Source organism: Hominenteromicrobium mulieris (genome assembly GCF_046197855.1).
Classification (GTDB): Bacteria; Bacillota; Clostridia; order Oscillospirales; family Acutalibacteraceae; genus Hominenteromicrobium; species Hominenteromicrobium mulieris.
In genome coordinates this window covers 1,031,261-1,056,427 of sequence record NZ_CP173188.1, presented here as the reverse complement: position 1 = coordinate 1,056,427, position 25,167 = coordinate 1,031,261, and the positions used below count along the sequence as shown (strand labels likewise).

Genomic DNA, 25,167 nt, shown 5'->3' with positions numbered 1-25,167 from the left:
GATGTGCTTTTGGGGGTTCACCATCGAAATTTATGTATTCCGCCGGTTCGGGTTGGATCGCCGACGGGGTACAGCGAAATAAATCAAACGATGCTGCCATACATGGTGAACATCGGCAGGTAAACGGCCAGCAGCAAAATGACGGTGACGACCGCCAAAACAATGGTGATGGCCGGCTCTAACATAGAGAGCAACCGCTGCGTGAACACCGAGACCTCGTTATCGAAGTAATCACCGATGACGGTGAGCGTTTCTTCCATGTTGCCGGAGCGTTCGCCCACGCCCACCATTTCGGTGAGCAGCTTTGGAAAATACGGAATCTCGTTCATGCAGTCCACCAGGCTGCGGCCCTGCTCCACGCCCTGCCGCACTTTGCGGATGGACACCGCGAACATGTAGTTATCTGCCACATTTGCCGTGACCTCCAGCGCTTTCGTAATCGGCAAGCCCGCCGTGAGCATGGTGCTCATGGTGCTTGCAAACTGCGAAGCGGCGTTCAGACTGTGCATTTTTTTGAGCGGTGAGCGCTTTAGCTTGTTTTCCGCAAGGAACGCACGCCCCTTTTCGTTCTTTTTCAGCAGAAGCCTGCCGATGAAGAACGCGAGCACAATCAAAATAAGCGACCACCAGTAGTTCGTGAGAAAATCCGACGTTGCGATGAGCCCCTTTGTGATGCCCGGCAGCTCGGTACCGAGCTCCAGAAACACGCTTGTAAACGCCGGCACGGCTACCACCATAATGATGATGAACACGATGACGGCGACGCAAATGACAATTGCCGGATACGTGAGCGTGCTGATGATCTTCGCTTTCATTTTAGCGGTTTTATCGTAATACTTATGTAGTTTTTTAAAGCATTCTTCCAGTGTGCCGGACTGTTCGCCCGCGCGTACGGTCTCAATAAACGTGGTCGGAAAGCCCGTAGCGTTGTTTTCAAAGCTTTGCGCAAGGCTGTAACCGCCGGAGACGTCCTCCGCGACCTTTTTCAGCATTTTTTGCAGTTCTTTGGTGCGCGCCTGTGCCGCAACCATCTCCACGCAGCGCACAATGGGCAGACCGGAAGTCAAAATGATGGCGAACTGCGAGCAAATGATGGCAAGCTCCTTGTCTTTGATTTTCTTCGTGCCGATCTGTTTGTTCCAGCTCTGCGTCTCTTTGACTTCTTCTATTTTGGTGATGACGGAGCAGGTCTCGCGCAGCTGCGCGACCGCTTCAAACTCGTTATACGCTTTGATGACGCCGGAAAGCTTTGCGCCGTCCGGGGAAAGCCCTTTGTATTTATAGGTCGTCAAGCCCGCTCCCTCGCTTTCTTCCTAAATTTAGCCGCGTCTTCCCTTGGAAAACGCTTCTCGGTCTCTGGCGTAGCCGAGCGCCGTTTCATACGTTACGGTGCCCTCGCGCACCATTTTCAGCAGGGCATTATCCATCGTAATGCTGCCGTCCTGCGCGTTCATGGTAATGAAGCTGTCAATCTGCGGGGTCTTGCCCTCGCGGATTAAATTTTTGATGGCGCTGTTCACCATCATGACTTCGCACGCCGCCGCCCGGCCGCCTGCGCGCTTCGGCAACAGCTGCTGCGAAAGCACCGCACGCAACGTAGTGGAAAGCTGCAATCGAATCTGACGCTGCTGCCCCTCCGGGAACACGTTCACCATGCGGTCAACGGAATCCGCTGCGGAGTTTGTGTGCAGGGTGGCGAAGACCAAGTGGCCCGTTTCCGCCGCCGTCAATGCGGTCTCAATGGTATTGAGGTCGCGCATCTCGCCGATGAGGATAACGTCCGGGTCCTCACGCAGGATAGACCGCAGGCCGTCTGCGTAGCTTCTGGTGTCTTTGCCGATCTCGCGCTGGTTAATGATGCACTGATCCGGCTCGTAAATGTACTCAATCGGGTCTTCCAGCGTGATGATGTGGCTGCGCCGCGTATGGTTGATGCGATTTAAAATCGCCGCCAACGTCGTGGATTTGCCGGAACCCGTTTCACCCGTGACTAAAATGATGCCGCTGCGGTACTCCGGGAATTCGGAAACGACCGGCGGCAAATTCAACGCCTCGATCTCCGGGATGGTATCCGCCAAAATACGGATCGCCGCCGAAACCGCCCCCTGCTGGCGGAACAGATTGATTCTGGTTCGCGCTCCGCACGGAAACGTCCGCGCCAAATCAAGCTCGCCGATGCATTCGATCTCGTGGAAAAGGTCGCCCGCAAGGCATTTTGCGTAGTATTCGCAGTCTTCCCACGTGAGGACTTTCTCCGTGAGGTTCTGCACCTTGCCGTCTATGCGGCATTTCACCGGCAGGCCGGTGACAATATGAATATCGGAAGCGCCTTTTTGCTGCGCCTGCGCGATGATTTCGCTGATTTCAAGCATATTAAAACCATCGCCGAAACGCGGCGACTGCGTCCTTTCCGAAAGTTATGAGCAAGTTTTCAACAGATTTTCAGCAGAATGTCAATCCGCTGTGGAATTGATGGCGCGCGCGGCTTCCGCTGCGCTGATCTCGCCGCGCAAAACAAGGTTACGACAATTTTCGCGCATCGTGACAAAGTTCGTCTCCGTTGCTGCCCTTAAAAGCGCATCGTACTTTGCGCCTTCTGTAACCATGCGGCGAATGCGCCCGTTGAGCATGAAGATTTCAAAGACGGCACGGCGGCCCTTGTAGCCGGTGTGGTAGCACTCCTGACAGCCCTCGCCGCGGTAGAACTGCACGTTGGCGTCCTCCGGCAGGCCGAGCATGGCAAGCTCCTCCGCCTCCGGCCTATACGCCTTCTTGCAGTGCGGGCAGACCTTGCGCACAAGGCGTTGGGAGATGACGCCGCGCAGCGCGCTGGAAATGAGGTACGGCTCCACGCCGATATCGACCAGGCGGTCGATGGCGGAAACAGCGTCGTTCGTATGCAAAGTAGAAAGCACCAAATGGCCCGTAATAGCAGCACGAATGGCAATGGCGCCCGTCTCTCCGTCGCGAATCTCACCGACGGAAATGACATCCGGGTCCTGACGCAAGATGGCGCGCAGTCCTGTCGCAAACGTCATGCCGGTCTTTTCGTTGATCTGGCACTGGTTAACGCCCGGAATGTTGTATTCCACCGGATCCTCCAGCGTCATGAGGTTCGTTTCCTCATTTGCAAGCTCCTGCAGCATGGCGCACATCGTCGTGGATTTACCAGAACCGGTCGGGCCCACAATCAAAATCACGCCGCTGCTGTTTTTGAGCAGCGCATCATACTTTTGCAGGTCTGTGCCCTCAAGGCCGATGGACTGCTTCGTGATCGTATGCCCGGATTTATCGAGCAAACGCAAAACAATCTTTTCGCCGTAGATCGTCGGCATGGACGAGATACGCAGGTCGATCTCGTGGTGACGCACCTGCACCATGGCACGGCCGTCCTGCGGGATCTTACGCTCGGAAATATTCATGCCGCCCATGATCTTCAGGCGGGAAATAACGTTGCTCTGCAAATTTGCGGGCACGGTCAAAATCTTTCTCAAAATGCCGTCGATACGCATGCGCACCACCATTTCGCCCTCCTGCGGCTCAAGGTGAATGTCGCTCGCGCGCTCCAAAAAGGCGCGCTCAATGACGGAATTTACAAAGCGGATCGTCGGCGCGGCAGACGCGTTGCCGGTATCCGTCTGGTTCATCTGCACCGGCACGATATCCGGTGTGGATGTGCCGACCTCTCGCTTCATTTCTTCAATGGCGCGGGCCGTGCCTTCGCTGCCGTACAATGTGCCGATGGCCTGCTCGGTCGCGCGGCGCGTGGAGATCATCGGCACAACGCGCTTATGCGAAGCGGCCTTAATCTCTTCCTGCGCAACGAAGTTCAACGGATCGCTCATGGCAACAAAGAGCTCGTCTTTTACAAGCTTTACCGGCACCACGTTGTATTTTTTCGCGATGGCGCGCGGCACAAATTTGGCGAGCTCTAATGGAATAGAGATCGCCGTTAAATCGATGAAATCGACGCCAAGCTGCATTTGCAGTGCTTCAATGAGCTGCCGTTCCGTGATGATATTACTTTCAATCAGAACGTCGCCGAGACGTTCTTTCTTCTGCTTTTGAATGGTCAGCGCTTCTTCAAGCTGCTCCTGCGTAATGGCGCCTGCCGCAATCAGCAGATCGCCAAGTCGCATATAAGCCATGGAACGTCCTCCCTTTCTAAACCGAGCTTCGTATTTCGTATATTTATGCTGCTTTTCGCATAATCGAGCAGTTTTATATGTTTAAAATGCGAAAACCGCGTCCAAAATTCTCATTTTCTGCATAAAGCACCAGAATTGCAAAATTCGCGCGATTATTTTATCATATCAACACTATGATTTCACCCTTCATGCGGAGAAAATTCCCACAGGAATTCATCTTATTTTCAGAATCAATTTATGAAATTTCCGCACATTGGTGTTTTGGTAGGAACAGACACACTGCAGCCCATAAAAAGACGGCGGCGCACCGCTTTTAAAGGCACGCCGCCGTTTTATGGCTTTTATCGGCTATTTTTCTTGCAATATTTGCGCACCGCTTTTGTGATCTTTTCAAGGTCGAGCGGCTTTGTGAGGTGCTCGTTCATACCGGCTTTGCGGCTGCGGGCGGCGTCGTCGGAAAACGCGTTTGCCGTCATGGCGAAGATCGGCACGGTCTCCGAATCCGGGCGGTCGAGCGCGCGGATCTTCTCCGCCGCCTCCAAACCGTTCATCACGGGCATCATGATGTCCATTAAGATGAGATCATACGTACCCGGGGCTGATGCGTTGAATTTCTCCAGGCCCTCTGCGCCGTTCCATGCTTTTGTGACCTCGGCGCCGCTGTCCTCAAGCAGGAACGCCGCAATCTCCATGTTCACTTCGTTATCCTCCACAAGCAGCACATGCAGCCCGCGGAACACGGTGGTATCGATCTCTTCCTCCGGCTTTTCGGCATCAGACGCCGCGGGGTCGAGCTTCAGCGGAATCTCCGTGATGAATGTGGTGCCCACGCCCTTTTCGCTGACCACGGTGACGGTGCCGCCCATGGCATCCACGAGTTTTTTCACGATGGAAAGGCCGAGCCCCGTACCCTGATACGTAGTGCGTGCACCGGAATTTTCCTGCGAGAACGGCTCAAACATATGCTTTTGGTATTCTTCGCTCATGCCGCAGCCGTTATCTTCACAGATAAAGCGGTAGCGAACGGTGTTCTCTGTTTGTGAAACGATGCTGCACGTAGCATGTACATAGCCGCCGGCTCTGCCATACTTGATGGCGTTGCCGCCGATGTTTTGAAAGATCTGTCTTAAATGCAGCGGGCTACCGATGACATGCTTTTCGCGCTTATCTTCCATTGTGATGGTATACGTAATACCGCGCGCCTGCGCTTGCGTGGAGAGCAGCGTGCCCACATCGTGCAGCAGCTCGTTCAAATTGAACGGCACTTCCTCAAGCTGCATTTCGCCGGATTCCAGCTTGCTCATATCGAGCACATCGTTTACAAGATCTAAAAGAAAATCTGAAGACCGCATAATCTTTGCGCGGCATTCCGCCTGCTTTTTCGCGTCATTCGGGAAACGGTCGGCAATCTGTACCATGCCGCGGATGCCGTTGATCGGCGTGCGGATGTCATGGCTCATGCGGCGCAGGAAATCCGTTTTGGCGGCGTTTGCAAGGGTAGCTTCCTCTGCTGCGCGGCGCAGGTTTTCCTGATATTCCATATCGCGCTCCTTTTGCTCCGAAACATCGCGGAACAAAAGCATGAGTGCGCTCGGCTTTTCCCGGTGCGTAAAGCGGCGCTGCGGCACAAGAAGCAGCTGGTACCACTTGCCCTCCACATTTTCCATTGTGAAGCCGTCAAAAGCCTTGCCCTCTAAGCGCTGCTGAGCGGTATCGAGGTCCGTAAACGCACGGAATTCCTCCCGGTACGCCTCGGCTACGCACTCGGTGTTAAACTTTTCCAGCATGGCTTTTGCGCTTAAAACACCGTTTGTGATTGCTTTCATGCGCTCACTCTGCACAATGGGCTCCCATGTATCGTCCTGCGGGTGAATGAGCAAGTTTGACAGGTAAATGCTCGAAATGGCGCTGACAAGGTGGTATTCTTTTTCCATACGCAGCAGACGGCGCTTTTTACTGTACTGCCGCCAAATAAGGTACCCCATGCCGCAAAACAGGTAGATTGCCGTAAACAGCAGCATCCAACCGCGGCGACTTGCGTAGACTACGCGACTCGGGAAAAAGGCATACAAATAATAATCTCTGTACTGGGTGAACATACCGTACCATGTGCCGTTGTCGTTTTTTAATTGCAGCAATGTGTCCGGTGTAAGTTGCTCCCCTCCAACGAGCACGTCAGCAATAGGATAATACTGCACAAGCGTGTTCTCCAGCTGCTCGCAATTCGTGCTGATAACGCGCATGCCGTCCGTGATGACGACGGTCACATCCTGCCGGAACATTTCAGCATCCAGCATATTGGAGAGAGAAAGCTCATTTTTATCGTTTTGAAAGCGCGTGATATCCGTATAGCAAATAACGAGACCCGGTTTATCCTGCCGTGCGGAAATGGCGTAGTTATACGTATTGTCGTTTATACAGATCTGGTCGGCATAGGTTTTCTGCGGATAGTTCAAAATATCCGCCGCATTTTTGTCCCCAGTTATCTGGCTAAGCAGCAGACTTTCATCCTTGCCCGCTTTGTCGTAATGAGCCAGCACGGAGAAATTTTCATCCAAAACAAAAATGCCGGTCAAATACTGAAATTTCGCATAGCTCTGTAAGCGGTTTTCGTTTAAAAGCGCATCTTCCTCTTCGTAACGGTACGCCGTCAGTGTTTTGACTTTAGTCAAAACATCCTGCAGCGCTTCGGTGGTATTGGCCAAGCGGTAGTTGTCGTACTTGCGGCAGTTCGTCTGCATAAAAGCGAGTACGTCCTCAACATCCGCTTTCGCCTTGTTCTGTTCATACTGTGTTACGCCTGCAAATACCGGCAGCAGCACAACAAAGCCGAGAAGAAGCGTGACAATCCACCGCATGACCGTTTCCATGCTCGGCTTATGGAGCTTCGGTTTTGTTTTTCCCTTGAACTTCGGCATCATTCGGTACCTCCGTTCACGTTTTTTTCGACATCTAACCCATATTTTTTCACAATAGCGGCCGTTGTGCCGTCTTCGCGCATTTCAAGCAGCGTCTGCGTCAGCTTTTCTGCCAGTACTGCATCGCCGTCCGGTTTAAATGCCACGCCCACGGCGTCGCTGCACATGCTCATGTTGAGGTAGCGGTAGCCGTCCGGGTATTCGTCCGTATATAATCTCAGCGAGCTTTCATGCCCGACGACCGCATCCGCATAGCCCTTGCGCAGCGAAGTAAACACCTCGCCCACCGTGCTGAATGTGGAAAGGTCCGTAATCTCCGGCAAATTCGGGTTCAGCCCTTTTAAAATGATCTCCTCGCTTATAGAGCCGGCCTGCACCGCCACGCACTTTTCGGCAAGGTCTTCCAGTGTTTCAATCTCGCTGTCCGCCGGCACCACGACCACGCGCTGCGTGTACATATACGGCCCTGCCCAAATAAACTTATCTTCGTTGCCTTCCATCGTCAGGCAGCACCAAAGGCAATCTACATAGTCTTCATCCAAAAGCTCAAAGCCCTTGTCGATATCGAGCTCCACGAAGATCGGCTCATACCCGATACGTGCGCAGGCTTCCTCGGCAATCTCCACGTCGATGCCGGTATAGTGGCCGCCGATATTGCGGTAAAAATACGGCGCATACGTTGTGCCGCCGATACGTATTTTCGGTTTTTCCGTCTCCGGTTGCTGTGCCGTATCGCTGCATGCGCAAAGCAGCGCAATAAGCGTGGCAAAAAGCAAAAGGATCCAAGCCTTTTTTCGCATATTTTTTCCTCTGTTTTCTATGTGATGTGATTTGAATGCGGCACTCCAAAACCGCTGTTTTTCGGGGCTGAGCCACCGTTGCTTTTCTCAAAATACGCTCTGATTTATAGATTTAGTATAGCGTACTTTCCACTGATTTTCAATTATTTTTTATGTTCTGTGCATAAATAACTTGTTTTTCTGCATTTTCGACGCGACGTGTGCGTAAAGGCAATTCCAATGTGTAAAAAGCCGAAAGAATCTGTGCATTTTATCTTGTTTCCTGTGCCTTATTATGCTAAAATCAAGTCAAAGCGCCAGTCTTTACGAAACCCCAAACCGCTATAGAAAAGGAGTTGCAACTATGAGGTATCTCGCTAAACGTGTGGAGCGCATTTGTGATGAGCTTTACCGTCTGCGCATCGTGCAGCGCATTCCGCTGACCGACCTTATCTGCAAAAAGGGCACGTATATCCGCCCCGAAGCAGCAGATGCCGCTACGCCGCCGTGGACGTCGTTTGACAGCCGCACCATGCACTGGTACGGCCCGGACGAGCACTATTGGTTCCGCACGGAATTCACCGTGCCGAAAGCGCTTAACGGCAAGGCAATGTGGCTGAATGTGCGCACGCAGATCGAAGGGGACGACGGCAAAAACCCGCAGTTTTTGCTGTTTGTGAACAACGTGCCCGTGCAGGGCATGGACATGAATCACCGTGACGTGCTGCTTTCCCCGAAAGCGATTTCCGGCGAAAAGCTTGTGTTCGACTTGCAAGCGTACACCGGCACCATCCACAACGAATTCAATCTCTTTATGGAAATTCAGGAGATTGACCCGGAGATTGAAGCGCTGTATTATGACTTGAAAGTGCCGGTCGAGGCGTTTTCGCGCATGGAAAAGGAAGACCGAAACCGCATGCTGCTGGAAAACGCGCTGAACGAAGGCATAAACCTGCTCGACCTGCGCACGCCATACAGCGAGGAATTTTACGCTTCCGTGCGCGCGGCTTCCGCATATCTAAAAAAAGCGGTCTACACCGACCTTGCGGGACACGACGACGTGATTGCGAGCTGCATCGGCCACACGCACATCGACGTGGCATGGCTGTGGACGGTCGCCCAGACGCGTGAAAAGACCGCGCGCAGCTTTGCAACGGTTTTGAAGCTTATGGATGAATACCCGAATTATCACTTCATGTCCAGTCAGCCGCAGCTTTATTATTTCTTAAAAGAGCGTTATCCGGAGCTGTATGCGCGCCTGAAAGAGCGCGTGAAGGAAAAGCGTTGGGAGCCGGAGGGCGGCATGTGGCTGGAAGCCGACTGCAACCTGACGAGCGGCGAAAGCCTTGTGCGCCAGTTCATTCACGGCAAGCGCTTCTTCCGCGAGGAATTCGGCGTGGATAACCGCATTTTGTGGCTGCCGGATGTGTTCGGCTACTCCGGCGCGCTGCCGCAGATCATGAAAAAGAGCGGCATCGATTACTTTATGACGACGAAGCTTTCGTGGAACCAGTTCAACGAAGTGCCGTTCGATACATTTGAGTGGCGCGGCATTGACGGCAGCGAAGTGCTGACGCATTTCATCACCACGCTCAGCATCGGCCAAAACGTGCAGAACTTCTTCACCACCTACAACGGCATGCTGCACCCGGATGCCATTATGGGCGGCTGGGAACGCTACCAAAACAAAGACATCAACAACGATATTCTCATCGCTTACGGCTACGGTGACGGCGGCGGCGGCCCGACCCGCGATATGCTGGAGACGAGCAAACGCATGGAAAAAGGCGTTTTGGGCATCCCGAAGGTGCGGCAGGTCTTCGCGCGGCAATATTTTGACGAGCTGAACGAGCGCGTAAAAGACAGCAACCGTCTGCCCACGTGGGAGGGCGAGCTCTACCTCGAGTATCACCGCGGCACGTACACCTCCATGGCGCGCAACAAGCGCGGCAACCGCAAAACAGAGCTGGGACTCATGGACTTGGAGCTTTTGAGCGTACTGGCAGCACCGCAGCTCCCCTACCCCGTGGAAGCGCTCGACAGCTTGTGGAAAAATACGCTTTTGAATCAATTCCATGATATTCTGCCCGGCACCGCCATTCACGAGGTCTACGAGCAGACGAAAAAGGAATACGATGCGATGGCGGAGACGATCTCTGCGCTTTCTGCCGACCGCATGCAGGTGCTTGCGCCGCAGGGAGAAGGCATCACGGTGTTCAATACGACGGGTAAAACGCGCAGCGATATCGTTGTACTTGAAAATTGCACCGCAAATGCACTTTCCGACGGCAAAAATACTTATCCCGTGCAGCAGACCGAAAACGGTGCTGTGGCGTTCCTGCCCGACTTGCCGCCGAAGGGCTACAAGTGCTTTGCGCCGGTCGAAGCAGGCAGCTTTGAAAACACGCTGCACATTGACGGCAGCACGATCACGACGCCGTTCTACACGGTTGAATTTGATGAAAGCGGGCTCATCACGCGCCTTTATGACCGCAAAAACGACCGCGAGACCGTGCAGCCCGGCAAATATGCGAACCTGATGCGCATGTACGAGGACAAGCCGATGCACTACGACAACTGGGACATCGACTGCTACTATACGGAGAAATTCTGGGACGTCACCGACGTGCAGCGCATGGAATGGACGGAACGCGGCCCCGTGCGCGCAACTCTCGAGATTGAGCGCAAGGTCAGCCGTTCGGTCATCTGCCAGAAAATTCACTTCTACGCCGCGTGCCCGCGCATCGACTTTGAGACGACGGTCGACTGGAAAGAGCACCAGCACCTCCTGAAAGCCCACTTCCCGATGGACGTACACACGGACGAAGCAACATTTGAGATTCAGTTCGGCAACGTGACGCGCAAAACACATCAGAACACGAGCTGGGATCAGGCACGCTTTGAGAGCTGCGGCCAAAAGTGGATCGATGTTTCCGAGGGTCACTACGGCATCAGCCTGTTAAACGACTGCAAATACGGTCACTCCGTGCACAACGGCGAAATGGCGTTGACGCTCATCAAATCCGGCACAGAGCCGAACCCTGTCGCCGATCAGGAGATGCACGTATTCACCTACGCGCTCTACCCACACGCCGAAACATGGCGCAGCGCGGAGACCGTAGCGCAGGCGTACTTCCTGAATCAGCCTGTGCGCGCCACCGCAGGCGGCATAGCAGGCGAAGCGTACTCTCTCGCGAGTGTGGACGCCAAAAACGTCATTTTGGAAACCGTCAAGCAGGCGGAAGACGGCGACGGCGTGATCGTGCGTCTGTACGAATGTGAAAACGCCCGCACAACGACAAAACTGCATTGGAACCGCCCCATCGCTTCCGTTACGGAGTGTGACTTGCAGGAGAATGCGCTCACGGATGTCCCGGTCGAAGGCGGTACATTCAAATTCACCATCAAGCCGTATGAGATCAAGACGTTCCGCATCCGTTAATCAAAAATAAAGCACCGGCGGCTGTACCCGAGCTGGGCGCAGCCGCCGGCTTATTTTATGAGGTGATATGTTTTGAGGAGCGCCACACGCCGCTTGCCGATCTCGACACTTTTTCTAAGACTCGTACGGTTTTGAATGTTTTCCTTACCGTAGCGTATAAGACGCCTTCCCCATGCGGCAGGCAAGCTATGCGGCGCGCAATGCAGCGCTTTTGCAGAGGGGAACGCCGCACGCAGTACGGAAAAGCGCTCGCGTTTTCCTGTATTCTGCACAGCCGCCGCGTGCAGCGTCATGTTCGCACTGTGCAAGCGGCTCTTTTCTGCCGCACCGTGCACGCCGCCTGCCAAAATATCCTCTAAAAGCGCAGTTTCATCCGGCGCAGGGTGCACACGAAGCAGCGCTAAGCTTTCCGTTTTCTCAAAGCCGAGATATTTCTCGCCGATTTCAAAGAGCGCCGTCAAAAATTCGAGTGCCGAAAGCTTTTCGCAGCAGCGGCGCAAATACAGTTTGTCAAGCTCCTTTTCATGCTTTTCGGCAAACAACAGCAAATCACACACCGCGCGGATGCCGCACCCGCCGTGCAGAAAGTGCTTTAAGCTGTGGCACAAAAGGTACAAAAACGTCTCGTTCGCGCCGAGCGTATAAATTTCTTCGCCCTGCACGGAAACGGTTTCCGTGCGCAGCCTTTCATGCGCAAAAAAGGCTTTCATGTGCCCGTACGCATCGTTTTCCGGGAACGCCGCGCCGTGCAGTTCTAAAACGAGCGGACTGCCGGGCAGGTAAAATGTCTGTTCAAGCGGATCGACACTCTCCCCTGCTGTGCGGCAGCCGAGCCGCAATAAGGCATTGCGTGTGCGGTCAAATTCACCCGAAACCGCCAGTAAATCGACATCCGAGAACAGCCGCAACTCCGGCTTCGGGTACAGCGCAGCGCACACCGGGCCTTTCAGCACGAGCGGATGCAATTTCATTTCGCGCAGCTTGCTGTAAAGCTGTAAAAATACCTGCGTTTTCAAAATCTGCTCTGCCGTTTGGCAAAACGCCATTTGACGCGCAGCTTTCAGTGCCTTGCCGCACGCATCAAGAACAAGCGGCAGCACGCCGTGGCGCACCGCCTGGCGCAAAAGCTCCGTCTGTGTTTCCTGCGGCAGCACACCGAGCGCCGCTTTTTCGTTATGTATCGCTGCTTTCAACGCGTTTAAAAGCAAACTATCCGCCTGTTTCATCGCCTGCTCCTTTTACTCTTTCGATATGCCCAAAGTATAGCAGGACAAAACCGCGCAATAAAACGAAAAAAGGCACCCGCCGTGAAAAATCACAAGCGAGCGCCTCTTATGTTATCTCAAGCTAAAGTTCGTTTTATGTACGAATTACATCGTAACAAAGACAAACTTAATGACGAAGAGCGCAGCGATAATGGTGATACCGATGTCGTTCTTCTTGTACTTACCGGTGAAGAGCGTGATGAGCACATAAGCGATCGCGCCGATACCGATACCGTTGGAGATAGAGTAGGTCAGCGGCATCATGATGAGAGCGAGGAACGCCGGAACCGCGCTGCGCAGGTCGGACATATCGACCTTTGCGAAGCCCTTCATCATCAGAACGCCGACATAGATGAGTGCCGGAGCCGTAGCGCAGGTCGGAACAAGAGAAGCGACCGGGCTGAGGAACAGGCAAACCGCGAAGCAAATTGCAACAACAAGGCTCGTAAGGCCGGTTCTGCCGCCGGCGCCAACGCCAGCAGCGGACTCAACGAACGTGGTGCAGGTGGAAGTACCGCAAACAGCGCCCGCAACCGTTGCAACGGAGTCGCTGGTCATGCACTGGTTAACGTTGATCGGATCGCCGTTCTTGTCCAGCATGTTTGCCTGAGAAGCGGTGCCGTACAGGGTGCCGATGGTGTCGAACATATCGACGAGGCAGAACGTAACGATGAGCATGATTGCGGAGAAGATGCCGCCGAGCTCAGAGCCTGTGAACGCACGCTTCCAAGCGTCAGCCTGGAACACACCGGTGATGCCGATGGAGCCGAAATCCTTAAAGGTCTGGCCGATCTGGCTCATGTCGAAGGTCGGGGTCGTGCCGGAAAGAAGATAGTACAGAACGGAAATGCCTGCGATGCTGATAAGCACGCCGCCCTTGACGTTGTGCTTTTCAAGAATTGCAATGGCGAGCAGACCGAGGAATGCGAGGATAGCCGGCATAAATGCCTTTGCACCTTCAACATCCGCAAAGAATGCGCCTGCCTTCAGTGCGCCGTGGATATCGACGAACTGAACGAGCGTGTACTGGTTAGTCTGGATGATGCCGACATTCTGGAAGCCGAGGAAAGCGATGAACAGACCGATACCGGCCGGGATTGCTTTCTTGAGGCAGTCCGGAAGAGCCTTTGCAACCTTGACGCGGAGACCCGTGACAGAGAACAGCAGGAAGACAATACCGGAAACCAGAATGATGACGAGGCCTGCATGGTAGCCCTTGATGACGTCGCCGCCGGAGATGATTTCCGGCAGAATGAAGGATACGAAGAAGAAGGAGTTCAGACCCATGCCGCAAGCCTGTGCAAACGGCATCTTCGCATACAGAGCCATCAGCAGCGTACCGATGATTGCTGCCAGAATGGATGCGACATACACAGCGTTCCAAATCTGCTGGAAGGCCGGGTCGGCATCCGGAGCCAGATGGTTGAAGCTAACAATCTGGTTCGGGTTCGTGACTACGATGTAAGCCATCGCGAAGAACGTCGTGAGACCGGCAATGATCTCTGTGCGGACGTTCGAGCCACGCTCGGAAATTTTGAAGAATTTGTCCAAGGATGTTCACTCTCCTATAAATTAAAGAATTTCCTGTTCTTCGTTTTTTTGACCAGTTATGGTTTGCACACATCGGAAAAACAGGAATTGTTACCTATAGTATAGCCTCTAATTTTGCGAAAATCAAGAGAAAACCGAATAAAAAGTCACATTTTGTTCATAAGCTGTTTATGATTTGGAAAAAAAGAGTTTTTTGTGCATTTCGGCTAAGGCTATCCTGTATTTTGCTGTTTTTCTCGAATTGCACTGCCGTTTTTGCGTTTTAAAATGCGCTTCTTTTTGATCACCTATAAAGTTTTCATGAATATGCCCCTATCGCTTGCTTTTTTATGCTGTTCCATGCTATACTGATTTATATGCCGCGCGCGGGGAATCCGCGCGAAAGAAAGGAAAGTGTTCCCGAACCATGAACCTACTCACAAAGCTGTTCGGCAGCTACAGCAAGAAAGAATTAAAGCGCATTGAACCGCTTAAGCAAGCGGTGCTCGCGCTCGATGACAAATACACAAAAATGACAGATGAGGAGCTGAAGGGCCAGACCGTCGTGTTGAAAGAGCGCCTCTCCCTTGGCTCTTCCCTTGACGACATCCTGCCCGAAGCGTTTGCAACGTGCCGCGAAGCTATGTGGCGCGTGCTCTCCATCAAGCCGTTCCCGGTACAGATTATCGGCGGCATCATTTTGCATCAGGGTCGCATCGCCGAGATGAAGACCGGCGAAGGCAAGACGTTCACCGCCGCCCTCCCGGCGTACCTCAACGCTTTAAGCGGCAAGGGTGTGCACATCGTCACCGTCAACGATTACCTTGCAAAATATCAGGGCGAAATGATGGCGCGTGTGTTCAACTACCTCGGCCTCACCGTAGGCCTTGCCATTCCCGGCATGGAGCCGGACGAAAAGAAAAAAGCCTACGCCTGCGACATCACATACGCAACAAACAATGAGATCGGCTTTGACTACCTGCGTGACAACATGGTCACCTACAAGGAGCGCAAGGTGCAGCGCGGCCATAACTTCGCCATCGTGGACGAGGTGGACTCCATCCTCATCGATGAGGCGCGTACCCCGCTCATCATTTCCGGCCAGGGCGAGCAGTCCACGGAGCTTTACAACGTCGCCGACCGCTTTGCCAAAACGCTGCGCCCCATCCGCGTGGCGGAGACGAACGAAAAGGAAGACAATGACGAGATCTACGAGGATTACGATTATATCATCAACGAAAAGCAGAAGACCGCAACGCTCACCAAGCGCGGCGTAAAAAAAGCCGAGCAGTTCTTCAGCTTGGAAAACCTCACGGACCCGGACAACATCACCATTCAGCACCACATCAATCAGGCGATCAAGGCGAACGGCATCATGCAGCGCGATATTGATTACGTCGTGCGCGACGGCGAAGTTATCATCGTTGATGAATTCACCGGCCGTCTGATGTACGGCAGACGCTACAACGAAGGTCTGCACCAGGCCATTGAAGCGAAGGAAGGCGTGAAAATCGCGCGCGAAAGCAAAACGCTTGCAACCATCACGTTCCAGAATTTCTTCCGTCTTTACAACAAGCTCTCCGGCATGACCGGCACGGCCATGACCGAGGAATCCGAGTTCAGCGAAATTTACAAACTGGACGTTGTAGAGATTCCGACAAACAAGCCGATGATTCGTGAAGACTGCCCGGACGTTGTTTACAAGACCGAAAAGGGCAAGTTCAATGCCGTTATCAACGACATCATCGAGCACCACGAAAAAGGCCAGCCGGTGCTGGTCGGTACCATCACGATTGAAAAATCCGAGCAGCTCAGCGCCATGCTGAAGCGCCGCGGCATCAAGCACGAAGTGCTGAACGCAAAGTACCATGAAAAAGAAGCCGAAATCGTCGCACAGGCAGGCCGTAAGGGCGCCGTGACCATCGCAACGAACATGGCCGGCCGTGGTACGGATATTCTGCTCGGCGGTAACGCAGAGTTCATGGCGCGTGCCGAAATGCGCCGCATGCAGTTCTCCGAGGAGCTCATCGGCGAGGCTTCCGCCTACGGCTACACGGACGATGAAGAGATTTTGAATGCCCGCAAGACATTTGCGGAGCTCAACAAAAAATACAAAGCGGAGATTGCGCCGGAGGCAGAGGAAGTTCGCAAGCTCGGCGGCCTGTACATCATCGGCACGGAGCGCCACGAATCTCGCCGTATCGATAACCAGCTGCGCGGCCGTGCGGGCCGTCAGGGCGATCCCGGTAAGAGCCGCTTCTACATCTCTCTTGAAGACGACCTCATGCGTCTGTTCGGCGGCGACCGCATCCAAACCATTATGGACCGCCTGAATGTGGACGAGGACATGCCGATCGAAGCATCCATCCTCTCCAACACCATCGAAAACGCACAGAAGAAGGTCGAGGGCAGAAACTTTGCCATTCGCAAGAACGTTCTGCAGTATGACGACGTGATGAACCGCCAGCGCGAGATCATCTATGAGCAGCGTGACCGTGTGCTGAACGGCGACAACGTGAAGCCGCAGATTATGTCCATGATCGATCAGGCCATCGAAGCGAACGTCAAGCGCTTCTTGCCGGAGAACACCCTGCACGACGACTGGGATCTCCGCGGTCTGCGCGACCACTACCTCGGCTGGATGGTCAATCCGGATGAGCTGCACTATGAGGGTCAGGCGTTTGAGGATCTCGAGCAGCAAACGGTCATCGATTTTCTCAAGGAGCGTGCACACAAGCTTTACGACCTGCGTGAAAAGGCGTTCACCCCGCCGATCATGCGTGAAGTGGAGCGCGTGGTGCTGCTGAAGAACGTCGATACGCAGTGGATGGATCACATTGATGCGATGGATGAGCTCCAGAAGGGTATCCGTCTGCGCGCCTACGGCCAGCAAGACCCGGTCATTGCATACCGCGAAGAGGGCTTTGACATGTTTGACGCGATGATCGACACGATCCGCGAAAACACCGCCCGCATGATTCTGACTGTGCGCCTGAAGACGCCGGAAGCACCGAAGCGTGAAGCCGTCGCCAAGGAGACTGGCACAACGTCCTCCGATACGCCGGCCGTCAAGCAGCCTGTGCGCAACAACGGCAAAAAGCCCGGCAGAAACGACCCGTGCCCGTGCGGCAGCGGCAAAAAATACAAGAAATGCTGCGGCAGAAATGAATCCTGATTTATCATTAAGCTTATGAAAGACTTAGCTTCTTTACATTTAGATAACCACGACAGCCGTTTGAAGTACTACCACCTGTTCATGACCATGCCGGCGGAAACGGAAATTCCACATTACGATCTGCCCGCGGGGTATTCGTTCACGACCTATGCCCCCGGCGACCGCGATACGTGGATCGAGATCGAAAAATCTGCAAAAGAGTTTTCGACCTTCGAGGAAGGCGTGGACGCATGGCAGCGCTACTACGGCAAACACGAAGACGTTCTGCCCGACAGAATGTTCTTCATCGTCGACCCGAATGGCAAGAAAGTCGCGACCGCAACGGCGTTTTTCGATGAAAAGCTGCCCGGCGGCTGGCTGCACTGGGTTTCCGTGCGGCGTGATGCGCAAGGCAAGGGGCTTTCCCGACCGCTCATCGCCCATACGCTGCACCGCCTGCAGGCACTCGGCTACAAAGAGCTGTTCGTGCCCACCCAGACGACCACATGGGTCGCCGCAAAACTGTATCTTGATTTCGGCTTCCGTCCCGTGCCGGAGAATTTGGAAGAAAATTACTTCGGCTGGCGCATGCTGAAAACGCTGACCGACCACCCGGCATTAAAAGAGCTGGAACCCGTCGAGGTTGACGAATTACTGAATAAATAAGCAAGCGACCGCTTTTCGAGTATTCGGAGAGCGGCCGTTTTGTATTCTTAAAATTGAGTACACATTGTAAATTCTTATTAGTTTTGTTAATAATTCAAGTTCGCATCATTTTTCTTGAAAATTTCAACAATTATTATTGACGCATAAATTTTAAAATGTTAATATTTTATTGAAAAATAAAAAAGGTGTGATTTCAACGTATGAATAAGCGCTCTGTTTTTTTCCTCAGTATTTTGCTCTTGCTTTCCGGCTGCGCAGCGCACAAGGTCAATGTGCCCGCACTCGAATTCGGCGGCACAGAGGGCGACGTTTCCGTGCTGCGGCTCTATTTTGACGGCGACTCCCCTGTTTTTCTTGAAAACGGGTTCACCGACCTCAGCGCTCTGTACGTCACCGGGCAGTACAGGCACGTATTTGACCTTGAGGTGCTCGAAATGACGGATACGGAGACCATTTACGAGTTGCCGCGAAGCTACGACCCGCTCGACAATGTGACGGGCATTTTGATTTACAGTGATTACGCTTATGCCGCCGTGCGTGAGGACAGCAATTTGCGCCTGCATCCGCTTTCCCCCGGTGCGCCGGAGAAAACTTGGGAGGATTTTTGCACCGCCGCGCAGAGCTATGCCAAAACGCACTCCGAGCTTTCGGGTGTGGAAAACTACGGGTTCGATTAAATTTAACTTAAGCATGACAAAAGCCCTACCGGGAATTTTCTCGGCAGGGCTTTGCTGTTGCTGTTTACTTTTCCAGTGCCTCGCAGCGCTCGTAAATTTCAAACGCGGCTCTGGCATTGTGGTACGGGCACTTCCACGGGCCGCACAGCAGGTGCGAATTTTCCTCGTCCGGGGAATTTTTGCCGCTTGCAAACCACTCGCCCAGCGAGTGGTTTTCTAGGTAACAAAAAGAACAGTTGCTTGTAAAAAGCAACTGTTCGACAAATTAGGCTGTATTTATTTTCTCACTTGTTTTGATAAATGAAGTTCATTATCATCTACATATCCAAGTTTATTATATACAGTTTGTGCAACAAGATTTTCTTGTCCTGTTAGAAGTTCATATTTGTCAAGTGGATAATTCTTACTACAATAAGCCTCTGCAAAAGTAATCATCTCACTCGCTAAGCCTCTTTTTCTGTATGCTGGTTTAACATACACTTCTGTAATTTCAGGCATATATTCATCATAGCAGAACGATTTTTTAAGCTGAACACAAACAAATCCAACTAACATATCATCTTCATCAGCAACGATAACAACTTCCTGTTTATTATTCATAAGGGAATTTCTAATATTGTCTATGCTTGTGTCGCTCTCACCATTAAATTCAACATTTAAGATGTTTAATTGCTCTGCATCATTTATAGTTGCTGTTCTTACCATAACAACCTCCACAAATTTAAGTTTGTCTAATTCTTTCTACGCTCATTATAAGGGATTTTCTAATAGACTTCAAGTGTTATTATACTTCTTGGTGGGAGCGGGTATGTTCTTATTCTTCCTCTGTGTCCTCTTGTTCTTCTTCGCTCTTAAAGTAATCCGTATAGTATTCCTACATACATCGGGTCTTTTGGATTATAGTCACGATGCAAAGCGGCTAATACATCATCCATTTGTTCTTTGGTTTATCTGCGCCGTACTTTCCGAGCACTTCGGCAGCTTCCGTCAACAGCCAGGAGCCCTCAATGTCATGGCCGAACGAAACTTCGCCCGGCAGCGGCTCCAGAATGTGGATATGCGTGTTCATGGAAAGGTTGCCCGCCTCTGTAATGGCGCCGTTGCTGCTGCCCGTGCCGCGTGCGTTTTCAAGGTAATAGTTGCCCTCTTTGCACTCGTTTTCGATGTAATCATACGTCATATCGGCATATCTGCGTGCTTCTTCGCTACCCGTTGCGCGGACGTACTCGGAGAACGCATACAGCAAAAAGCCCTGGCCGTAGGTCATTTTCGTGCCGTCTTCCACAGAGCCGTCTGCGTGCAGCAAATCCTCTTTCATTTCATCGCGCAGCTTTAAAAGTTTTTTCATCACTTTCACCCTTCCAAATCACTATAAATTTAAAGCAGCGACCCGGCTGAACGGAGCCAAAAGCCGCTGCTTTACAATCAATATTTGTCCAAAATACAGTCCAGAACACTGACTTCTTTGCCGTTTTTCAGGTAGACGCGTGTGACGCGCTTTGAGATGTCGCACACCACTTCATAGTGGATTGTCTCCATGATGCCGGCAATTTCCGCCGCGGTGATCTCATCCTCGCCGTCGCGGCCGATGAGCGTTACGGTGTCCCCTACCTTCGCCTGCGGCACGGCGGAAACATCCACCATGCACTGGTCCATGCAGACTTTACCTAAAATCGGGCAGCGCGTGCCGTGAATGAGCACACTGCCGCGGTTCGAAAGCCTGCGGGAGTAGCCGTCCGCGTAGCCGACCGGAATGGTCGCGACGCGCATGCGTTCCTTTGCGGTGAATGTGCGGTCGTAACTGATGTCCGATCCGGGCTCAATCTCCTTCACGTGCGAAATGACGGAGTGCAGGCTGAGCACCGGGCGGAAATCCGCGTGATGCTCCACGCAGAGCGACGGTTCCATGCCGTATAAAATCACGCCCGCACGCACCATATCGAGGTGCATCTCGGGGTAATCGAGGATTGCACCGCTGTTCGCGCAGTGGTGAATTTTAAACGTGACGCCCTGCTTTTCAAGCTCCGCGATGAGCGCCATAAAGCACGAGAACTGCTTCAAGGTAAATGCCTTGCCATTCTCGCCACCATCTGCCACGGCAAAATGCGTGAAGATGCCCTCCGGGATAAGCCCCGGGCGGCGGCACGCTTCTGCCACAACGCTTACGGCCTCTTTGTCGCGCTCAATGTCCTGAAAATAGAATCCGAGGCGGCTCATGCCGGTATCAACCTTGACGTGAATCTTCACCTTAACGCCGCTTTTTACGGCGTTTTCGGAGAGCGCCGCGCAGTATTCTGCAGAATACGCGCACTGCGCAATGTCGTTTTCGGCAAGCACGTCTGCGGCTTCCGCCGGGGTATAGCCCAGCACGAGCAGCGGCAGCTTGATGCCCGCACGACGCACCTGCAAGGCTTCCTCAATGTTGGAAAGCGCCAGCCAGTCTGCGCCGAGGGCTTCGTATTCCTCTGCCATGCGCACCGCGCCGTGCCCGTAGGCATCCGCCTTAATCACACAGCAGACCATCGACCGGTTGCCGACATAGCGGCGAATTTCCTTAAAATTGTGCGCCGCCGCGTCGAGGTCGATCTGCGCCCATGTTCTTTTCTGTAAAATGTCCATAACCAAATTGTCCTTATACGCGGCTGCGCGGGCAGCATTTTGCCCGCGCATACCGGAATTTTATAAGGCGTTTCTGCCTTTTATTACTTGAAGTAACGCACGCCGCTCTCAAAGATCTGCTGATCCTTTTCGCCCGGCACGTTAAAGTAGAGGTTTTCGCCCTTGCGTTCGCTGTGGCCCATCTTGCCGAAGACGCGGCCGTCCGGGCTTGTGATGCCCTCAATGCCGCACACGGAGCCGTTCGGGTTCCATGTGATGTCGCCGCTCACCTTGCCGCACGGCGTGGTGTACTGCGTGGCAATCTGGCCGTTTTCGATGAGCTTTTTCAGCGCTGCGTCATCCGCTACAAAGCGGCCCTCACCGTGGGAGACCGGGATGGCGAAGACATCACCTGCGTTGACGCCGGAGAGCCACGGAGACTTCGTGTTTGTCACGCGCGTGTAGACCATGCGGGAAACGTGGCGGCCGAGCGTGTTAAACGTCAAGGTCGGGTCGTCGTCCTTGAGGTCCACGATCTTGCCGTAGGTGACAAGACCGAGCTTGATGAGCGCCTGGAAGCCGTTGCAGATGCCGAGCACAAGACCGTCGCGCATGTCGAGCAAGTCCGTGACCGCCTGTGCAATCTTCGGATTGCGGAACGTTGTCGCGATGAACTTGCCGGAGCCCTCCGGCTCGTCGCCGCCGGAGAATCCGCCCGGGATCATGATGATCTGGGAGGAGCGGATTGCCTTTTCCATGCGGTCGATGGTGTATTCGATGTCCTTTGCGCAGAGGTTCTGCACAACAAGGATCTCGGTCTCTGCGCCCGCCTTTTCAAACGCACGCTTCGTGTCGATCTCGCAGTTGGTGCCCGGGAATACCGGGATAAATACCTTCGGCTTTGCGACGCGGATGACCGGGGAGCCGGTGTACTTGTGGTTATCGAGCGGCACATCATATTCTACGGCGACGGTCTCCGCTTTATTCGCGAAGATTTTTTCGAGCTTGCCGTTCCAGGTCTCAATGAGGTCGTCCAAGTCGAGTGCTTTGCCGTTCAGCTCAATCTTTGCCGTATCGGTAACGGTGCCGAGCACAACAGCGTCGAATGTATTCTTGACGCTCTCAAGCGCATCTGCCGGAACTTCCACGACGAGTGCGCCGGCCTTCGGGGCAAAAAGCAGCTCTGCGTTTTCGGCAGTCTTCTCGAACTTGAAGCCGAGCTTGTTGCCGAACGCCATCTTCGCAACGGCAGCAGCCGCGCCGCCTTCCTTGACGACGTGTGCGGAAAGAACAGAGCCGTCCGCGATTTTTGCAAGCACGTTCTTGTAGTACGCCTTCAAAGCTTCCCAGTTCGGGAGCTCGGTTTCCTTGTCCTCCGGAATCGGCAGCAGTACGGCGTAGTTGCCGGCGTTCTTGAACGCGCCGGAGATCGTCTTGCTGGCCTTCGTCATCGTCACCGCAAAGCTGACAAGCGTCGGCGGGACATCGAGGTCTTCAAAGGAGCCGGACATACTGTCCTTGCCGCCGATGGACGGCAGACCGAGGTTCAGCTGCGCGGTAAGCGCGCCGAGCAGGGCTGCGGCAGGCTTGCCCCAGCGCTCCGGCTTATCGTGCAGGCGCTCGAAGTACTCCTGGAACGTCAAACGGGACTTCATCGGATCTGCGCCGACAGCTGCGAGCTTCGAGAGGCTCTCCACAACGGCGTACGCTGCGCCGTGGAACGGCGAGAAGCGTGCAATACCCGGAATATAGCCGTAAGCCATAGCGGTGGCGTCATCGGTCTCACCCGTGAGCAGCGGAATCTTCGCAACCATGGCGTCTTCCGGCGTCAGCTGATACTTACCGGCAAACGGCATCAAAACGGTGCCTGCGCCGATGGAAGCATCGAAACGCTCGGAAAGGCCCTTCTGGCCGCAGACCTCGAGGCGGGAGAGGTTCTCTGCGAACGCCTCGTCCAGCGATTTATTTTCAAGGCAAGCCGGTACGGCGTTGCGGTAGTTTTTCGTTTCATCCGGTGCGGTGATGAACGCGTCTGCGTTCTGGGTCACACCGTTCGTATCGAGGAATGCACGGCTCAGGTCGACTACGCGGTCGCCGCGCCACTCCATCTTGAGTCTCGGCTCTTCGGTGACGATGGCCACGACCTGCGCGTCGAGGTTTTCCTCCTGCGCCTTGGCGCGGAATTTCTCCACATCCTTCGGGTCGAGCACGACTGCCATACGCTCCTGCGATTCGGAAATCGCAAGCTCGGTGCCGTCGAGGCCCTCGTACTTCTTCGGGACTTTGTTCAAATCAATCTCAAGGCCCGGTGCAAGCTCGCCGATGGCGACGCACACGCCGCCCGCGCCGAAGTCGTTGCAGCGCTTGATGAGCGTGGAAACCTCCGGGTCACGGAACAGACGCTGAATTTTGCGTTCGGTCGGCGGGTTGCCCTTCTGCACCTCTGCGCCGCAAACCTCGATGGATTCGAGCGTATGCGCCTTGGAGGAACCCGTTGCGCCGCCGCAGCCGTCACGGCCCGTTGCGCCGCCGAGCAGCACAATGATATCGCCGGGCTTCGGCTCGAAGCGCTTGACGTTCGCTTTCGGAGATGCGCCGATGACCGCGCCGATCTCCATGCGCTTTGCAACATAACCGGGGTCATAAAGCTCCGTGACCTGACCGGTCGCAAGGCCGATCTGGTTGCCGTAGGAGGAATAGCCCGCCGCAGCGCCGGTGGTAATCTTTCTTGTGGGCAGCTTACCCTTCATCGTATCCTTAAACGGAACAGTCGGGTCGCCGCTGCCGGTAACGCGCATTGCCTGATAAACATACGCTCTGCCGGAAAGCGGGTCGCGGATCGCGCCGCCAAGGCATGTTGCCGCGCCGCCGAACGGCTCAATCTCCGTCGGGTGGTTGTGGGTCTCATTCTTGAACTGCACGAGCCACTGCTCGGTCTTGCCGTCGATCGTGACCGGCACTTCAATGGAACAGGCGTTGATCTCGTCGCTTTCGTCCAGATCGTCTACCATGCCGTGCTTTTTGAGGTATTTCGCGCCGATGACCGCCATGTCCATGAGAGAAACGGGCTTGTCTTTGCCCTTATACAGCTCTTCGCGGGCTGCAAAATACTCGCCGAGTGCCTTTTCGATGGTGCCGCTCAGTTTGCCCTTTTCGATCTCGATGTTGTTGAGACGCGTAAGGAATGTGGTGTGGCGGCAGTGGTCGCTCCAGTAGGTATCAATCACGCGCAGCTCCGTCACGCTCGGGTCACGGTGCTCTTCGTCGCGGAAATAATCGCGGCAGAACGCGAGGTCTTCAAACGTCATGGCAAAGCCCATGGTGCCGTAATATTCTCTAAGCTTCTCGTCGCTCCAGGAGATCATGCCCGTGACGCGCTTAACGTCTGCCGGCACGTCGATCTTCATGTCAAGCGTCTCCGGCTTTTCCATCGATGCCAAACGGGATTCGACCGGGTTCACGATATAGTTCTTAATCTTCTCCATTTCCTCTTCGGAAAGGTCGCCCTTAACGGCGATCACTTTTGCATAAGCGACCTGCGGGCGCTCGCCCTGCGTCAAGAGCTGTACGCACTGGGAAGCGGAATCCGCACGCTGGTCGTACTGACCGGGCAAAAACTCCGTTGCGAAGACGTGATATTCGCTGCTGATCTTGTAGTTTTCGTCGTACACGTTGTCCACATTCGGCTCAGAAAGGATCGTGCGGGCTGCCGCCTCGAACTCCTCGCCGGAAAGACCGGAAACATCATAGCGGTTCAAAATACGCAGGTCCTCAATAGCCTTGAGGCCGAGATTCTGACGAAGATCCGCCATCATGTGGCGTGCTTCAACATCGAATCCCTTTCTTTTCTCCACAAATACGCGTGTGACCATGTTTGTGACCATTCCTTTCTTCTGGGGAAAAATCAGGATTTGTACTGCCGCAAAAAACGGCACTTGTGACAAAGTAATCTCTTACTATTTTATCACAGGTGCCGTTTATAAGCAAATA

16 protein-coding genes are annotated in these 25,167 nt (G+C 53.8%); 4 read left to right on the top strand and 12 right to left on the bottom strand.

Annotated elements, in window-relative coordinates; all coding sequences use genetic code 11:
- Positions 1–83 precede the first annotated feature (83 nt).
- The 5 genes from ACI0CA_RS05065 to ACI0CA_RS05045 all read right to left on the bottom strand — a co-directional run bounded on the left by ACI0CA_RS05065 (position 84) and on the right by ACI0CA_RS05045 (position 7,866).
- A complete protein-coding gene (locus ACI0CA_RS05065) occupies positions 84–1,292 on the bottom strand; it encodes a type II secretion system F family protein (protein ID WP_308449658.1) in 1,209 nt (402 codons plus the stop codon).
- Positions 1,293–1,319: 27 nt separating this feature from the next.
- The gene (locus ACI0CA_RS05060) at positions 1,320–2,372 is read right to left on the bottom strand and encodes a type IV pilus twitching motility protein PilT (RefSeq protein ID WP_176820317.1); all 1,053 of its coding nucleotides are present in this window, start codon (positions 2,370–2,372) and stop codon (positions 1,320–1,322) included.
- 81 nt (positions 2,373–2,453) lie between these two features.
- A complete protein-coding gene (locus ACI0CA_RS05055; protein WP_446806501.1) occupies positions 2,454–4,148 on the bottom strand; it encodes a GspE/PulE family protein in 1,695 nt (564 codons plus the stop codon).
- 341 nt (positions 4,149–4,489) lie between these two features.
- Positions 4,490–7,069, bottom strand: coding sequence for an ATP-binding protein (locus tag ACI0CA_RS05050; protein ID WP_446806502.1), 2,580 nt, complete (start codon positions 7,067–7,069; stop codon positions 4,490–4,492).
- Positions 7,066–7,866 carry a substrate-binding periplasmic protein gene (locus ACI0CA_RS05045; RefSeq protein WP_446806503.1) on the bottom strand — a complete coding sequence of 267 codons (801 nt, stop codon included), beginning with the start codon at positions 7,864–7,866 and terminating at the stop codon, positions 7,066–7,068. Before ACI0CA_RS05045 ends, ACI0CA_RS05050 begins: the two co-directional genes overlap by 4 nt.
- Positions 7,867–8,209: 343 nt before the next feature.
- Between ACI0CA_RS05045 and ACI0CA_RS05040 the strand changes: the two genes are divergently transcribed.
- Entirely contained in the window at positions 8,210–11,287 is a 3,078-nt protein-coding gene (locus tag ACI0CA_RS05040; protein WP_308449654.1) for an alpha-mannosidase, read from the top strand.
- Between the two features lie 50 nt (positions 11,288–11,337).
- Here ACI0CA_RS05040 and ACI0CA_RS05035 read toward each other — a convergent pair whose 3' ends face one another.
- Together ACI0CA_RS05035 and ACI0CA_RS05030 are read right to left on the bottom strand one after the other, a co-directional pair.
- Positions 11,338–12,513 (bottom strand): nucleotidyltransferase domain-containing protein, encoded by a 1,176-nt coding sequence (locus ACI0CA_RS05035; protein ID WP_308449653.1) that lies wholly within the window; start codon positions 12,511–12,513, stop codon positions 11,338–11,340.
- 144 nt (positions 12,514–12,657) lie between these two features.
- The gene (locus tag ACI0CA_RS05030; protein ID WP_308449652.1) at positions 12,658–14,103 is read right to left on the bottom strand and encodes an NCS2 family permease; all 1,446 of its coding nucleotides are present in this window, start codon (positions 14,101–14,103) and stop codon (positions 12,658–12,660) included.
- A gap of 406 nt (positions 14,104–14,509) precedes the next feature.
- Between ACI0CA_RS05030 and secA the strand changes: the two genes are divergently transcribed.
- From secA to ACI0CA_RS05015, 3 genes are all read left to right on the top strand, one after another.
- Complete coding sequence (gene secA / locus ACI0CA_RS05025) at positions 14,510–17,257, top strand: preprotein translocase subunit SecA (protein WP_446806504.1); 2,748 nt, start codon at positions 14,510–14,512, stop codon at positions 17,255–17,257.
- 15 nt (positions 17,258–17,272) lie between these two features.
- Positions 17,273–17,902: a GNAT family N-acetyltransferase gene (locus ACI0CA_RS05020; RefSeq protein WP_308449650.1), complete on the top strand. Its 630-nt coding sequence runs from the start codon at positions 17,273–17,275 to the stop codon at positions 17,900–17,902.
- 200 nt (positions 17,903–18,102) lie between these two features.
- Positions 18,103–18,579, top strand: a complete 477-nt coding sequence (locus ACI0CA_RS05015) for a hypothetical protein (protein WP_308449649.1) — start codon at positions 18,103–18,105, stop codon at positions 18,577–18,579.
- Positions 18,580–18,643: 64 nt separating this feature from the next.
- On the opposite strand, the gene ACI0CA_RS05010 is transcribed toward ACI0CA_RS05015, so the two are convergent.
- The 5 genes from ACI0CA_RS05010 to ACI0CA_RS04990 all read right to left on the bottom strand — a co-directional run bounded on the left by ACI0CA_RS05010 (position 18,644) and on the right by ACI0CA_RS04990 (position 25,049).
- A complete protein-coding gene (locus ACI0CA_RS05010) occupies positions 18,644–18,832 on the bottom strand; it encodes a hypothetical protein (protein WP_412357991.1) in 189 nt (62 codons plus the stop codon).
- 23 nt (positions 18,833–18,855) lie between these two features.
- The gene (locus ACI0CA_RS05005) at positions 18,856–19,284 is read right to left on the bottom strand and encodes a GNAT family N-acetyltransferase (RefSeq protein ID WP_308450105.1); all 429 of its coding nucleotides are present in this window, start codon (positions 19,282–19,284) and stop codon (positions 18,856–18,858) included.
- 214 nt (positions 19,285–19,498) lie between these two features.
- Complete coding sequence (locus tag ACI0CA_RS05000) at positions 19,499–19,927, bottom strand: hypothetical protein (protein ID WP_308450104.1); 429 nt, start codon at positions 19,925–19,927, stop codon at positions 19,499–19,501.
- 77 nt (positions 19,928–20,004) lie between these two features.
- The gene (alr, locus tag ACI0CA_RS04995; RefSeq protein ID WP_412357990.1) at positions 20,005–21,249 is read right to left on the bottom strand and encodes an alanine racemase; all 1,245 of its coding nucleotides are present in this window, start codon (positions 21,247–21,249) and stop codon (positions 20,005–20,007) included.
- 32 nt (positions 21,250–21,281) lie between these two features.
- On the bottom strand, positions 21,282–25,049 hold the full coding sequence (locus ACI0CA_RS04990; RefSeq protein WP_446806505.1) for a phosphoribosylformylglycinamidine synthase: 3,768 nt from the start codon (positions 25,047–25,049) through the stop codon (positions 21,282–21,284).
- Between the last annotated feature and the right edge of the window lie 118 nt (positions 25,050–25,167).